The sequence below is a fragment of the Proteiniphilum sp. genome (assembly GCF_034927365.1).
Classification (GTDB): domain Bacteria; phylum Bacteroidota; class Bacteroidia; order Bacteroidales; family Dysgonomonadaceae; genus Proteiniphilum.
Map to the genome: position 1 here is coordinate 1 of NZ_JAYFQD010000009.1, position 13,033 is coordinate 13,033.

General features: G+C 40.9%; 15 protein-coding genes and 1 tRNA gene. 9 read left to right on the plus strand and 7 right to left on the minus strand.

Annotated elements, in window-relative coordinates; translation table 11 throughout:
* Window positions 1–393 precede the first annotated feature (393 nt).
* Window positions 394–942: a hypothetical protein gene (locus VB073_RS06185; RefSeq protein WP_323403283.1), complete on the plus strand. Its 549-nt coding sequence runs from the start codon at window positions 394–396 to the stop codon at window positions 940–942.
* Between the two features lie 69 nt (window positions 943–1,011).
* Here the strand turns inward: VB073_RS06185 and VB073_RS06190 are convergent, their stop codons facing one another.
* The 4 genes from VB073_RS06190 to VB073_RS06205 form a co-directional block, all read right to left on the minus strand.
* Window positions 1,012–1,422: an SH3 domain-containing protein gene (locus tag VB073_RS06190; RefSeq protein ID WP_323403284.1), complete on the minus strand. Its 411-nt coding sequence runs from the start codon at window positions 1,420–1,422 to the stop codon at window positions 1,012–1,014.
* Window positions 1,423–1,428: 6 nt separating this feature from the next.
* Window positions 1,429–1,914 carry a BON domain-containing protein gene (locus VB073_RS06195; protein ID WP_323403285.1) on the minus strand — a complete coding sequence of 162 codons (486 nt, stop codon included), beginning with the start codon at window positions 1,912–1,914 and terminating at the stop codon, window positions 1,429–1,431.
* A gap of 110 nt (window positions 1,915–2,024) precedes the next feature.
* Window positions 2,025–2,873, minus strand: coding sequence for a bifunctional methionine sulfoxide reductase B/A protein (locus tag VB073_RS06200; RefSeq protein WP_323403286.1), 849 nt, complete (start codon window positions 2,871–2,873; stop codon window positions 2,025–2,027).
* 127 nt (window positions 2,874–3,000) lie between these two features.
* Entirely contained in the window at window positions 3,001–3,330 is a 330-nt protein-coding gene (locus tag VB073_RS06205) for a hypothetical protein (protein WP_323403287.1), read from the minus strand.
* Between the two features lie 78 nt (window positions 3,331–3,408).
* Here VB073_RS06205 and ahcY point away from each other — a divergent pair, with 78 nt between their 5' ends.
* Window positions 3,409–4,827 carry an adenosylhomocysteinase gene (gene ahcY, locus VB073_RS06210; protein ID WP_323403288.1) on the plus strand — a complete coding sequence of 473 codons (1,419 nt, stop codon included), beginning with the start codon at window positions 3,409–3,411 and terminating at the stop codon, window positions 4,825–4,827.
* A 228-nt stretch (window positions 4,828–5,055) separates the two neighbouring features.
* Window positions 5,056–5,128: transfer RNA gene (locus tag VB073_RS06215), tRNA-Lys, on the plus strand.
* An 87-nt stretch (window positions 5,129–5,215) separates the two neighbouring features.
* Here the strand turns inward: VB073_RS06215 and VB073_RS06220 are convergent.
* Both VB073_RS06220 and VB073_RS06225 read right to left on the minus strand, forming a co-directional pair.
* The gene (locus VB073_RS06220) at window positions 5,216–5,674 is read right to left on the minus strand and encodes a nucleotidyl transferase AbiEii/AbiGii toxin family protein (protein WP_323403289.1); all 459 of its coding nucleotides are present in this window, start codon (window positions 5,672–5,674) and stop codon (window positions 5,216–5,218) included.
* A complete protein-coding gene (locus VB073_RS06225) occupies window positions 5,671–6,480 on the minus strand; it encodes a type IV toxin-antitoxin system AbiEi family antitoxin (protein WP_323403290.1) in 810 nt (269 codons plus the stop codon). The genes VB073_RS06220 and VB073_RS06225 overlap by 4 nt, the downstream gene beginning before the upstream one ends.
* A gap of 169 nt (window positions 6,481–6,649) precedes the next feature.
* Here VB073_RS06225 and VB073_RS06230 point away from each other — a divergent pair, with 169 nt between their 5' ends.
* The 4 genes from VB073_RS06230 (at window position 6,650) to VB073_RS06245 (ending at window position 10,030) form a co-directional block, all read left to right on the plus strand.
* A complete protein-coding gene (locus VB073_RS06230) occupies window positions 6,650–6,883 on the plus strand; it encodes an Arm DNA-binding domain-containing protein (RefSeq protein WP_323403291.1) in 234 nt (77 codons plus the stop codon).
* Between the two features lie 103 nt (window positions 6,884–6,986).
* Window positions 6,987–7,397, plus strand: a complete 411-nt coding sequence (locus VB073_RS06235) for a site-specific integrase (RefSeq protein WP_323403292.1) — start codon at window positions 6,987–6,989, stop codon at window positions 7,395–7,397.
* A gap of 958 nt (window positions 7,398–8,355) precedes the next feature.
* Entirely contained in the window at window positions 8,356–9,003 is a 648-nt protein-coding gene (locus tag VB073_RS06240; RefSeq protein WP_323403293.1) for a DUF47 domain-containing protein, read from the plus strand.
* Between the two features lie 10 nt (window positions 9,004–9,013).
* Window positions 9,014–10,030 (plus strand): inorganic phosphate transporter, encoded by a 1,017-nt coding sequence (locus VB073_RS06245; protein WP_323403294.1) that lies wholly within the window; start codon window positions 9,014–9,016, stop codon window positions 10,028–10,030.
* 20 nt (window positions 10,031–10,050) lie between these two features.
* Here VB073_RS06245 and VB073_RS06250 read toward each other — a convergent pair whose 3' ends face one another.
* On the minus strand, window positions 10,051–10,188 hold the full coding sequence (locus VB073_RS06250; RefSeq protein ID WP_323403295.1) for a hypothetical protein: 138 nt from the start codon (window positions 10,186–10,188) through the stop codon (window positions 10,051–10,053).
* Between the two features lie 166 nt (window positions 10,189–10,354).
* Between VB073_RS06250 and VB073_RS06255 the strand changes: the two genes are divergently transcribed.
* Together VB073_RS06255 and VB073_RS06260 are read left to right on the plus strand one after the other, a co-directional pair.
* The gene (locus VB073_RS06255; RefSeq protein WP_323403296.1) at window positions 10,355–11,377 is read left to right on the plus strand and encodes a ligase-associated DNA damage response exonuclease; all 1,023 of its coding nucleotides are present in this window, start codon (window positions 10,355–10,357) and stop codon (window positions 11,375–11,377) included.
* A gap of 74 nt (window positions 11,378–11,451) precedes the next feature.
* On the plus strand, window positions 11,452–13,032 hold the full coding sequence (locus VB073_RS06260) for an ATP-dependent DNA ligase (protein WP_323403297.1): 1,581 nt from the start codon (window positions 11,452–11,454) through the stop codon (window positions 13,030–13,032).
* Window position 13,033 lies beyond the last annotated feature (1 nt).

A 13,033-nucleotide genomic window follows, 5' to 3' on the forward strand; every position in this document is an offset into this window, starting at 1 on the left:
GAACAGAGAAGTTAAGCCCGATCGCGCCGATGGTACTGCATGTCTTGTGGGAGAGTAGGTAGCCGCCATCCTTTACAGGAGCCCCCGTGAGAGTAATCTTGCGGGGGCTTTTTTTTCATGCCATAGAACACTGTTTTAGAATATCCCAGGGAGGGCTGGAATTAGTGAAAACAAGAGAAATGAGATACTGGAAACTGTAACTGAATATCTAAAATCATCATTAACTGTGCAACGTTTTCATCCTTTTTACATCTTATATACATAAATTGGAGGCAACTGTAGCATAATGCAACGAATTAAACTTTTTACTGTTTTGTTTGTTCAAAGTGATGTACAAACTGGTTATATTTGCTACGAGTTATATAATGTGTAATATTTTAATTGAATAACTATATGAAAAAATTATTATTTATTCCCGCATTGCTTTTTATCGCAATTTTATTTATCTCTTGTGGTGGCGACAAAAAGCCAGGTGATCTCCCTGTACAGGTAAAAGCAGCAGCAGAAAAGACTTTTCCTGCCTTAGTTGCCACGGAAGGGGTAGCCCAGAGTGTTGAAGTTGAATTTCGTGTGGAGGATTTTCCTGGTGTAGTTCAGTATAAGAAATGGATTAAAAATGCAGATGTTCCTATGTCGACTACTTCTACCTATATTGAATTGAAGGGTATCTCTGAAGAAGATCAGGTAGAACTGAAGAATGTAACCGTTTCATTGGCAAGTGTTCCTGCTAATCAGTTTTCTTTTCGAATCACCACAATTACAAATAATGAAAAATTTGCAGCGGATAGGACAGATCGGGTAACCTTTATGCAAGCTGTTATGAATGAGGTTGTAAGTAAAGGTTCTTCCAAAATTGTTTTGAAATATACCCCGGGTACTACTATGGTCAATCCGAATGTGAAAATGACTATACGAATAGATGCCGAATTCTTTTTTAATTGATTTTTAGAGAATTATCATAACAAAAAAGGTTGCCCGGAAGCAACCTTTTTTGTTATGTACTAATTATTACTATTGCACCGGTTCGAGGTATTGCGAGTAGCAATATCCTTCTTCACCATCCACATCACGTACCAACCACCACTGGTCGTTCGTTTTACTGATGAGTGTGATAATCTCTCCCTTTTCCGCTTTGCCAACGATAGGTTGATCCGTTCCCGGACCTTTGCGGATGTTCAGGCGACTTTCCTGGGTAACCACTCTTACCTTTCCACCGTCGCTGACGGCAGTCTTTATATTCAATACCAGGTCGTTACTCTTGAAAAGAGGATCGATCCGTTTATAGATCTCCCACAATTTATCTTTCACGCTGGCAGAAGAGACAACTCCTTCTACTCTCAACACATCTCCTGATTCACTGACCGAAAGATTATTCAATCTGGCCAGGTCTACTAATTCTTTGTATTTATCTGTCAAGGCCATGACCTATTATTTTACTGTTAAGTTGTTTTCGATCTTTACAGGGTTCAATGCATTGATCTTCTCCATTAATGTTTGTAAATCTTTTTCTTTAATTTCACCGCTTAGCGTGATTACACCATCCTTTGCAGTGGCGGTCACGGTACCATGGTCTTTAAGTGCATCGGGTAATGCCGCATTAATAGTGGCATCGAGTGCTGTATAATCGGGTGCGGGTGGTACTACCTCTAATTGATTGATTACCGATTTTACATTCTTTACACCTACCACTTTGGTCTCAGCAGCGGCTTTCGTTGCATCATCTTTCACAGTCCCGGTCAGTGTGGCAACTTTGTCTTTTACTGTTACTGTAATACCTGCCAGATCAGGACTTGCTTTGAGCAATTCTTGTGCTGATGTTTGAATGTCAGAATCTTTTACTTGATTACATGATGTTACACTCACTCCAAGTGCAAGAATGAGTGTCACTACGGAAAATAAACGTAATGCTTTCATAATTTTCTTTTTTAATTAAACAAATAGTTATTTAAACGACAATAATAAAACGTATGAAAATTTGAATTGTTTTCAAACTAAGCAGAATTTTATGAAAGAATTCCATATTGTCAAAAGATCGGAGTATATCTGTGACAATAGGGTGTAGTTCCTTTGTATTCGTAATACTGCTGATGATAGTCCTCCGCTTTGCAAAAGGTTGAAGCGGGCTTCAGCATGGTGGCTACCTTATATCCCTTTTCAGTCAATATATCAATATACTTCTTTGCGATAGCTTTCTCGGCGGGATCGGAATAGAAGATACATGAGAGATACTGTGGTCCTATATCCGGCCCTTGTCCGTTGGTCTGAGTGAAATCATGCGTTTCGAAGAAGAGCTTCACCATCTCTTCATATGATGTCTCTGCGCAATCGAAAACCACTTCGGTTGTTTCCAGATGTCCGGTATTCTTTTGACATACCTGCTCATAGGTGGGATTTTCCACATGGCCACCCATAAATCCCACAGTCGTCTGTTTCACTCCGGGAGCTTTCATAAAGAAATATTCTGTTCCCCAGAAGCAGCCCGAAGCGAAATAGGCTGTAGCGAGCCCCTCTTTCTTTACAGGTACGAACTTCATTGATATGGAGTTCACACAGTGGCGTGTTTGCTTGGGTGTAAATCCTTCACCTGTGAAAACATGTCCCAGATGCGCTCCACAGTGATTGCAGATGATCTCTGTACGACGTCCATCGGTATCCCGCACACGTTTTACAGCACCCTCGATCTCATCGTCAAAAGAGGGCCATCCGCAATGCGACTCGAATTTATCTTCCGAACGGTAGAGTGGGGCATCACATCGTTTGCAGAAATATGTTCCTGCCATCTTATTATCTAAATACTCACCCGTAAAGGGTCGTTCTGTTCCCTTATATATGATTACTCTCTCTTCGTCGGGAGTTAATATATTATAGTCCATAATTTCATTTTTATTTTTTATAATTGACAATTGTTTTTGATTAGCCTGACCACATCCAAGAAAAAGAATGAGGCTAAACAGAAACAGTAGGGATGTTCTCCTCATTGCTATCATTGTTCTTTGATAATTACAGATATTTTATAAAAGCATACCGACTTCTTTGTTTTGGGTAGAACGGGTCGGTATCATTATCATAAGCTTCACGCTCGAAACAGATATTCCTGTACGCGGTATATCTGTCCTTATAGCGGATCCATTTCAAGAGCCATTCCATCACATACCATATATAAAACCCGATAACCAGCAGCTCTATCATTTGCCGTGTGTGAACGGATTCATGGGTAAGGATGCGTTCATCCAATCCGGACTCTTCCTTTCTCGCAAAGATGATCCCGAAAAGGTTGATCGCCTTGAACCCCTTTATCGGAAGGAAGTTGGAATAGATAACTCGTTTCATACGACCAAAGGTAGAAACATTCCGTAAATTTTGTAACTTTGCAGACTTAAAAATCGATAAATCAAAATATAGAATAAAATGGATATGATTTTCTCCCCCGCTCTTCCTTATAAAGTGGCTGATATCTCATTGGCTGATTTTGGAAGGAAAGAGATAGATATAGCAGAACATGAGATGCCCGGTTTAATGGCGATACGGAAGAAGTATGCTTCAGAAAAGCCATTGAGAGGAGCTCGCGTAATGGGTTCATTGCATATGACCATCCAGACGGCTGTACTGATTGAAACATTAGTAGAATTGGGCGCCGATGTGCGTTGGGCCAGTTGTAATATCTTTTCCACACAGGATCATGCTGCTGCTGCGATAGCGGCTGCAGGGGTTCCTGTTTTTGCATGGAAAGGTGAGACGCTGGAAGAGTACTGGTGGTGCACCGAGATGGCTTTACGTTTTCCCGGTGGGGAAGGACCCAACCTGATTGTGGATGATGGAGGTGATGCTTCGTTGCTGGTACATATGGGATATCAGGCCGAAGACGATGCTTCTGTAATCGACAGAAAAGGTTCTAATCGAGAGGAACAGGCTATCCTGAATACATTGAACCGGATACTGAAGGAAGATAATCAGCGCTGGCACAAAACAATTGCCGGGATGAAAGGGATCTCCGAAGAGACCACCACCGGTGTGCATCGCCTGTATCAGATGATGGAGAGAGGCGAGTTGCTGGTTCCCGCGATTAACGTCAATGATTCGGTGACTAAATCGAAATTTGATAACCTGTATGGTTGTCGTGAATCATTGGCAGACGGTATCAAACGTGCTACTGATGTGATGATTGCCGGCAAGGTGATCGTCGTTCTCGGATATGGCGATGTAGGCAAGGGATGTGCTCATTCAATGCGTACCTATGGTGCACGTGTGATCGTTACAGAAATCGATCCTATTTGTGCATTACAGGCTGCCATGGAGGGATTTGAGGTGACTACGATGGAGCAAGCGGTAAAAGAAGGTAATATATTCGTGACCACCACAGGAAACCGTGATGTGATTACCATTGAGCATATGCAGCAGATGAAGGACCAGGCAATTGTATGTAATATTGGCCATTTCGACAATGAGATACAGGTCGACCATCTGGTGAATTTCCCCGGAATTCAGCATCTGAATATCAAACCGCAGGTAGATAAATATACCTTCCCTGCCGGTAACTCGCTCTTCTTGCTTGCCGAGGGTCGTTTGGTAAACCTGGGCTGTGCCACGGGGCATCCGTCGTTCGTAATGAGCAATTCGTTCACCAACCAGACATTGGCGCAAATCGACCTCTGGAAGAATAATTATGAGGTAGGTGTTTACCGCTTGCCTAAACAACTTGATGAGGAAGTTGCCAGGCTCCATCTGGAACGGATTGGTGTGAAGCTGACTACTCTTACACCCGAACAGGCTGATTATATTGGCGTATCGGTAGAAGGACCTTACAAACCGGAGCATTATCGGTATTAAATAGGTGGTTAGGTGGGAAAGTGGTTAGGCGGATGTGTTGATGATCCGGAATCTTCGATTCATATATCTCGAATAAAAAATGCAAAAAAACTTTACTGGGAAACCTTTTCGATTTTAGCGATTTAGCCGAAACAGGACAAAAAAACCGGTTTTTTATGGCTTTTAAGGTTGCATAATTAAAATAAAGATTCTATCTTTGCACTCGCTTTTGCAAGAAAGCATCAGGTCGATTCGCTAGCTCAGCAGGTAGAGCACATCCCTTTTAAGGATGGGGTCCTGGGTTCGAGCCCCAGGCGGATCACTGGAAAGAGTAAAACCCTGATAATCAATCGATTATCAGGGTTTATTTTTAGTCGCAAAAGGGTTCGAACCCTTGATCTATAAATTGTTAACTATCTGATAAACAGTTATGTGTATTTTCTAATGTCATTGGAACATTTTGTAACCCATAAACCAAAAAATGTTCTCTGGTATTAACCTCTATTTTTAGTTTAATGGGGACATCTTCTTCCGACTGGATACTATATACAATTGTATTATTATGCTCTTTCTGCTTAATACGAGGTTTTCCCAAAAATAAAAGCTGCTCCCTGATTATGTTTATAATTGCTCCGAATGGTTCTGCTTTTATCTGGACTAAATCAATATCTTCCGAATACCTTGCTGCGGGTGCTAAGAATAATTTATGCAAGGCTGTCCCTCCGCGAAAAGCCAAACGTTCCCGGATAAATTCATCGTTGAACAATGCAATCAGGGTGCGATGTATGATTAAGTCTTGTTCCACCTGATAATTCTCCTGCCAGGGTGCTTGCTTTTGCCATGCTGTTATGTATGATTTTGGTATCATATATCTGTTTCTATTTCTACGTTAGGCACAATTTTCCATCTGTTTCCGGTTATCATATTCTCCGATTTCTTTCTTTGGGGACGTAATAAAGTTGGATAATAGTTTATAGATTCAAGATAGTTGTACAATCCATTACTAAATTCATGCTCTTCTAAAACGTATTCTAAAATATAACCCAAGCGCTGAACAACTGCGACTTCTTCATATTTTCTCGCTGTTTCGATCAATATGTCCGCTTGCATTGCTTCTTTCAATTCTTCTATAATAGTAGCTATCCGGTTAAAGCCACCCGCTTCTTTATAATAATTGACTAAGTCTAATGCTGTTAATTCAGGAGATGATATATTGATATATCCACTATCTACCTTTCTTTTCATAATATCCTTCTTGTCCCACTCTTTTTTTATGTAAAAGGCTATACTGACTTTATGATTTCTAATGGGTCTTAAAGTAATACCTTTGGTTATGATAGAATAGCTTTGGGGTTGTTGATGGGCTGCACCGTGATAAGCAGCAGCATTTAATAAACCTACATAATAATCCCTATTTAGGAATTTCATCAGGTCGTTTACGTAAAGGCTCGTTGGAATAATGCCCTTAGCTCTATATTCCGGAGGAACAATCACGTAAAACCCGCGTCGAATCAACACGACTTCTCCTTGATTTTTTAGTCGTTGTAATGATTTTTTTAAAGCGTTTTCCGAAACATCCAATTGGTCATGAAGGTTCTCCGTGGTGAAGCTATACTTCCCATTAGCCCTTTGCACATCAATAAAAGAGTCTAAGTATTTATATTGTTCTGCCATTTTATTAAGTAAATAATTGCGTTAGGGGTTGAAATTCCACCCCTATTGCAGTTGCAAACTTAATATATTTTTCTTGTAGATCCAATGTTATAGTTCAAATTTTTCCTTTTCATGATGTTTCATCTACTTTTAGTCGATATATTATTCATCACTAAAATTGAGGAGCTTTATGAAAAGTACATTCTACATCTTATTTTACATCAAAAGAAATGATGTCAAAAGAAATGGATTGGCTTCCATCATTGTCCGCGTCACCATAGACGGAAAGCGTTGCCAGTTCAATAGTAAACTCGAAGTCAGTCCCGATACATGGGATCAAGTGAGTCAAAGGGTAATAGGCCGGTCAGTTAATGCCAAATCATTGAGAAAACAAAACGTACGTTTCTCAATCAACAGGAAATAACAGCAATCTGGAATAAGAAATTTGTTCACGTTGGCTTGAGCAGGTCCGAGATATTTTTATTTTTAGTTGTTATACAGGGCTTTCATATATTGATTTGTGTGGATTGACGCAAGCAAATATAGAAGTAGGGCTTAATGGTCGTCTATGGATCGTTGTACAACGACATAAAACGCATCAGCCTTCTCCTATCCCTCTATTAAAGATTCCCCAGCAATTACTCAGTAAATATAAACGGGAATATGACGATAAGCCAATTTTTCCTATTAATAGCAATCAAAAAATGAACGAGTATTTAAAAGAAATTGTAATTATCTGTGGAATCAATAAAACAATTACTTTTCATTGTGGCAGACATAGTTTTGCCACTACTGTTACACTTGGGAATGGAGTTCCTATTGAGACAATTTCAAAAATGCTTGGCCATACAAGAATAGAAACTACACAGATCTATGCCAAGGTGACTAATCTGAAAATTAGTCAGAATATGAGGCCGTTACTTGATAGGGATTTTTGAAATATGAGATTCATATGAACGAATTAATCATGGATAAGAGTGCAAGGTGCAAGTATCTATATATAGATAGCTTGCACCTTGCACTAATTTTAAAACATTATTGCTCAAAGGTTTGTATATTAAAAAAAGTAGTAACTTTGAACCTAAGTTTTATGCAGACAAGTTAGCGCCAATAGCCGCCAAAAAAGGCTAACCTAATTTGTACCCCTGCTAATAAAGCAGAAATTATTCTCTGAAAACTAACGGTTTATCATAAAGTGTTCGAGCCCCAGGCGGATCACTGGAAACAAAAGCCAAACGGCGACAAAAGTAAGACAAACCCTTCAAATTCAGAGAATTTGGAAGGTTTTTTATGGTGTTTTGTCTTAATCAAAAGCCATGTGAAAGAGGATCAAAGACGGATCAACCCGACTTCTTGTGGACTATGCATAAATATTAGCAAGCCTGAATAAAAAGTAAGGGATAAAGACCTGAAAAGAGGATCCAGGATCAACCCGGGATCAATTTTTTAGGGTTGATCCCCGAATTTCCTACAAGAAAAATCCGGCTACTAAGACCTTCCGGCTAACGGGCTCTGTTAGGATGAGATATACTCCATTTGCTACCTTATCCTATTTATACAGCCGGTCATTACTATTCATCTTATTCTATAAATAGTAGATACAGATTCTGGAGAATAAAAGAAGCTGGCACGGAATAGATTATACCGGATGAATATGTGTTTTTTGTTGGTGATAAGTGTTTTTTGGCTTAAATATTGCATATTTATCAATAACATTTTCATATTTTTGCACAATTTTTATAAAGAGCCTCTGCTATCAAGGGATAGCGTTTTCTTTGATGAATTAACAGGAAATCTATAAATGCTTTCCGCAAATGGTCTTTAGTGTTTTCATATCTACTTGATAAAGAGGCGTTACAGAAAATTTACATTTGATACACGTATAATTGTTACATTATGAACAATTCTTTTTTAAGCAAGTTTACTCCCAGAGAACCAAAGTTCTTTCCTTTGCTGCGTAAGATGGCTGATGTTATGCTTACTGCATCCGATCTGATGATAGAATGCGTGCAAAATTACAGTCATGAGTCTTCTATAGATTATTACAAGAAGATTAAAGAACAAGAGAGAGAAGGTGACCGTTTGTCGAATATGATTTTTGATGAATTGAACACTACATTCATCACCCCTTTCGATCGTGAAGACATAAACGCACTGGCAGGCAGGCTGGATGATGTGATTGACCATATCAATAGTTGTGCAAAACGCATTGTGCTTTATAATCCTAAATACATGCCGAAGCAATCCAGTGATTTGGCCAATCTGATTCGTGAATCCTCCATCTGTATAGGAAAGGCTGTTGATGAACTGGATGCATTGAAGAAGAGACCTACGAATGCGAAGAAGTACTGCTCATCGCTTCATGACATCGAAAATAAAGCTGATGATGTTTACGAGAACTTCATTATTCATCTTTTTGAAGAAGAGAAAGACGGTATTGAAATCATCAAAGTGAAAGAGATTATGTATGAACTTGAGAAGGCTACAGATTCGGCGGAATATGTAGGTAAGATTATTAAAACAATCATTGTAAAATACGCATAAAACCGAAAATATGGCTTTGCTTGTTTCCATAATTGTTTTAGCACTTATATTTGATTATATCAATGGATTTCATGATGCGGCAAATTCTATTGCTACCATCGTCTCTACAAAAGTCTTGACTCCTTTCCAGGCTGTATTGTGGGCCGCTTTTTTCAATTTCATCGCTTTCTTTATTGCCAAATATGTTATAGGAGAGTTTGGAATAGCCAATACAGTGTCGAAAACTGTCTATGAACAGTTTATCACCCTTCCGGTCATTTTGTCCGGTATCATTGCTGCGGTGATGTGGAATCTTGCCACTTGGTGGTTTGGTATTCCCTCATCATCTTCACATACTTTGATTGGTGGGTTTGCTGGTGCCGCAATAATGGCAAATGGTTTTCAGGCTGTTCATGGGACGGTTATCATGAAGATTGTGGCTTTTATCTTTTTGGCTCCACTTATCGGTATGCTGGTTGCCCTCGGGTTGGCGATTCTTCTTTATTATGTATGCAAGAAGGCAAATCCGCATAAGGCAAACAGGTGGTTCAAGAAGCTACAGTTAGTCTCCTCCGCTTTATTCAGCATAGGGCATGGTTTGAATGATTCTCAGAAGGTAATGGGTATCATTGCCGCGGCTATGATAGCAGCTCATCCTTTAGGCTTAGGAATGGGGATTCAGTCCATCAATGATTTACCGGTTTGGGTGCCCATTTCTTGTTTTACCATGATTTCCTTGGGTACCATGTCGGGTGGCTGGAAGATTGTAAAGACAATGGGATCGAGGATAACCAAGGTTACTCCTTTTGAAGGCGTTGTTGCCGAAACGGCAGGTGCATTGACCCTGTTTCTGACCGAGTTCCTGAAAATACCGGTAAGTACCACCCATACCATTACGGGTGCTATTATTGGTGTGGGAGCAGTGAAGCGTTTGTCTGCCGTTCGTTGGATAGTAACTAAGAACCTGCTGATTGCCTGGATTCTGACGATTCCTGTCAGTGCTTTACTTGCAGGTATCATCTACGGTATTGCAACCTTGTTCCTATAATAGGAAAGGTTTTATATTTATTAATAGGCTTTTGTACCGTTGCTTTTAGATACGCCTTTTTGTAAGATGATACGGGGAACACCACCCGTTGTTTTTGCGCTCCTACTCACTCTTTTCTCTTGTCGATCTTTGGTCTCACTAGCCTTTTTGAATACCATGTTTTTTATATTTCATATTCATTAACATCCAAAAATTCTGATTAGTAGGGATCCCCCCGTCCATTGATATTGCTAGAACATTTTGCCAACCCTATTTGTCTATAATATATCTACATTTTCTCGTCAATGTGATGGAATTTATATGGACTCATTTTTGTTATGATATATGATTACATTTCTTTCAGAAGGCTTCTATTGTGAAGCGGGTAATTTTTATATTGACCCGTGGAGGCCGGTAGATAAAGCCTTAATCACCCACGGTCATGCAGACCACGCACGATGGGGAATGAAACATTATTTATGCCATCACTATACCGAACCGATATTAAAAAGCAGGATGGGTGCTGATATTGACGTGCAAAGTGTCGGGTACAATGAAGTGATCCATATCAATGGTGTTAAAGTTTCTTTCCATCCCGCCGGACATATTCTTGGATCGGCACAGATTCGTCTGGAATATAAAGGTAAGATCGTGGTGGTCTCGGGGGATTACAAAGTACAGGATGATGGATTGTGCACTCCTTTTGAACCTGTCAAGTGCCACGAATTCGTGTCGGAGAGCACTTTTGGATTACCTATTTATAATTGGCTTCCGGTTTTGGAGTTGAACAGGCAGTTACAGGATTGGGTACAGCAAAACCAAGCAAATGGTAAAACATCGGTATTCATCGGCTATTCTTTGGGCAAGGCACAGCGCATAATGAAAGCCTTGGAAGGAATGGGCAGATTACATGTACATTATTCTATCGGAAAACTGAACGAGGCGTACGAAAGTGTCGGCATTGATCTGCCGGATTATCATACTATCGACTTCAGGGAAGATGTCAGGTATCTGGATAAAGGTATTGTGATTGTACCCCCCGCACTGGCGGATTCCAATGTTATCCGCAAGATTCCGAATCGGGTGACGGCTATTTGTTCGGGATGGATGCAGGTGCGGGGAGCCCGCCGTTGGCGAAGTGCTGACGCCGGTTTTGCTATCAGCGACCATGCCGACTGGAACGGGCTGCTTGAAGCCATAAAAGCAACCGGAGCCGAAAAAGTGTATGTCACGCACGGTCAGACCTCCGTTTTTACACGCTACCTGAATGAAATCGGCATAGCTGCGGAAGAGGTAAAAACCGATTTTGGCAATGAGGAGGAAGAGAAAACGCTTTTAGATAATGAAGATTCACGGACGGATGAGTAACCGGACATCAATTAGAAATCCCGTTTTATATGAAACGAGTATGGTAACTGTTGAAAGTAAACAATTTTAGTCATATGAGAACATTTGCTCGTTTAGTGAATGCGTTGGACAGTACCAACAAGACCACCCAGAAACTGGAAGCCATCGACCGTTTTCTCGATGAAGCGGATGAGCAGGACAAGTTGTGGCTGTTGACCTTGTTCACGGGTAAACGTCCTCGACGCAATATCAACAGCACCTTGATGCGACAATGGGCAATAGAAAAGTCAGGCATTCCAGAATGGTTGTTTCTAGAAAGCTATTCATCGGTCGGCGACCTGAGCGAAACCATCGCCCTTATCTTACCGCAACCCCGTAAAAATATAGAAAGAAGCCTGTCGGCATGGATGGAGCTGATTATCGACTTGCAAGATAAATCCGACGAAGAGAAGAAAGATTTTGTGCTGCAATCATGGGATGGACTACCATCTACCGAACGTTTTATCTTCAACAAGTTGATAGGGGGCAGCTTCCGACTCGGTATTTCTTCCAAATCCCTTATCAATGCACTTGCCAAGCATTATGATCTCGATGCGAATGCCGTTACGCACAGCATTATGGGAGATTGGAAAATGGGAGAAATAACCTTTGGTGGATTGGTGAATGGCCATTATACGGATACTCAGCTTTCCAAGCCATACCCTTTTTGCCTGGCGTATCCCTTGGAGAAGACCCCGGAGGAGTTGGGTGACATAGACGAATGGCAGGCAGAATATAAATGGGACGGTATCCGCGGGCAGTTTATCAAACGGAACGGGGAGGTTTTCATCTGGTCGCGGGGAGAAGAACTGGTGACCGACCAATTCCCTGAAATTCGTGATGAGTTGCTGCAATGGCAGGGTGATTTTGTCATAGACGGTGAAATATTGGTCATAAAAGAGGATCAGGTGCTCAATTTTTCGGAACTGCAGAAACGTCTCAACCGGAAGACGCTTTCCAAAAAAATGATGGAAGAGTTACCTATTGGAGTCCTGGCGTATGATTTGTTGGAGTGGGAGGGAGAAGATTGGCGTGAAAGAACAATGCATGAACGTAGGGCAAAGCTGGAAATGCTGTTCCACCTCAACCCATCCGACTATTTACGACTTTCGGAGATTATATCCTGCTCAGACTGGGATAAATTGGTGACTGTAAGGGAAATTGCCCGAGATATCAACAGTGAAGGACTGATGCTCAAACACAGACAATCGCCCTACCATACCGGACGTAAAAAAGGAGACTGGTGGAAATGGAAAATCAGTCCTTTAACCATTGACGCGGTGTTGGTCTATGCCCAAAAAGGGAGTGGTCGTCGCAGTGCCTATTATACCGATTACACTTTTGCCGTAAAAAGTGAAGGCAAACTGGTTACCATCGCCAAAGCTTATTCGGGATTGACAGACAAGGAAATCCAGGAAGTCAGCCGTTTTGTGAACAAGAATGCCTTGGAGAAATTCGGCCCAGTGCGTACGGTGAAACCGGAACTGGTATTTGAGATTGCCTTTGAAGGGATCGGGTTCAGCACCCGGCATAAATCGGGTGTGGCACTGCGTTTTCCTCGAATTGTACGGTGGAGAAAAGATAAAACTGTCGATGAAATCGATGAGATTGAAGAAATCAAAAAGCTGATTAAATAAC

Bases quoted from the DNA above. Each gene is read 5' to 3' on its own strand.
- VB073_RS06190 (WP_323403284.1), bottom strand. From the start codon at position 1,422: ATGGCCTTGACAGATAAATACAAAGAATTAGTAGACCTGGCCAGATTG.
- VB073_RS06230 (WP_323403291.1), top strand. From the start codon at position 6,650: ATGAAAAGTACATTCTACATCTTATTTTACATCAAAAGAAATGATGTC.
- VB073_RS06255 (WP_323403296.1), top strand. From the start codon at position 10,355: ATGATTACATTTCTTTCAGAAGGCTTCTATTGTGAAGCGGGTAATTTT.
- VB073_RS06185 (WP_323403283.1), top strand. From the start codon at position 394: ATGAAAAAATTATTATTTATTCCCGCATTGCTTTTTATCGCAATTTTA.
- VB073_RS06200 (WP_323403286.1), bottom strand. From the start codon at position 2,873: ATGGACTATAATATATTAACTCCCGACGAAGAGAGAGTAATCATATAT.
- VB073_RS06260 (WP_323403297.1), top strand. From the start codon at position 11,452: ATGAGAACATTTGCTCGTTTAGTGAATGCGTTGGACAGTACCAACAAG.
- VB073_RS06225 (WP_323403290.1), bottom strand. From the start codon at position 6,480: ATGGCAGAACAATATAAATACTTAGACTCTTTTATTGATGTGCAAAGG.
- VB073_RS06245 (WP_323403294.1), top strand. From the start codon at position 9,014: ATGGCTTTGCTTGTTTCCATAATTGTTTTAGCACTTATATTTGATTAT.
- VB073_RS06240 (WP_323403293.1), top strand. From the start codon at position 8,356: ATGAACAATTCTTTTTTAAGCAAGTTTACTCCCAGAGAACCAAAGTTC.
- VB073_RS06195 (WP_323403285.1), bottom strand. From the start codon at position 1,914: ATGAAAGCATTACGTTTATTTTCCGTAGTGACACTCATTCTTGCACTT.
- ahcY (WP_323403288.1), top strand. From the start codon at position 3,409: ATGGATATGATTTTCTCCCCCGCTCTTCCTTATAAAGTGGCTGATATC.
- VB073_RS06220 (WP_323403289.1), bottom strand. From the start codon at position 5,674: ATGATACCAAAATCATACATAACAGCATGGCAAAAGCAAGCACCCTGG.
- VB073_RS06205 (WP_323403287.1), bottom strand. From the start codon at position 3,330: ATGAAACGAGTTATCTATTCCAACTTCCTTCCGATAAAGGGGTTCAAG.
- VB073_RS06250 (WP_323403295.1), bottom strand. From the start codon at position 10,188: ATGGTATTCAAAAAGGCTAGTGAGACCAAAGATCGACAAGAGAAAAGA.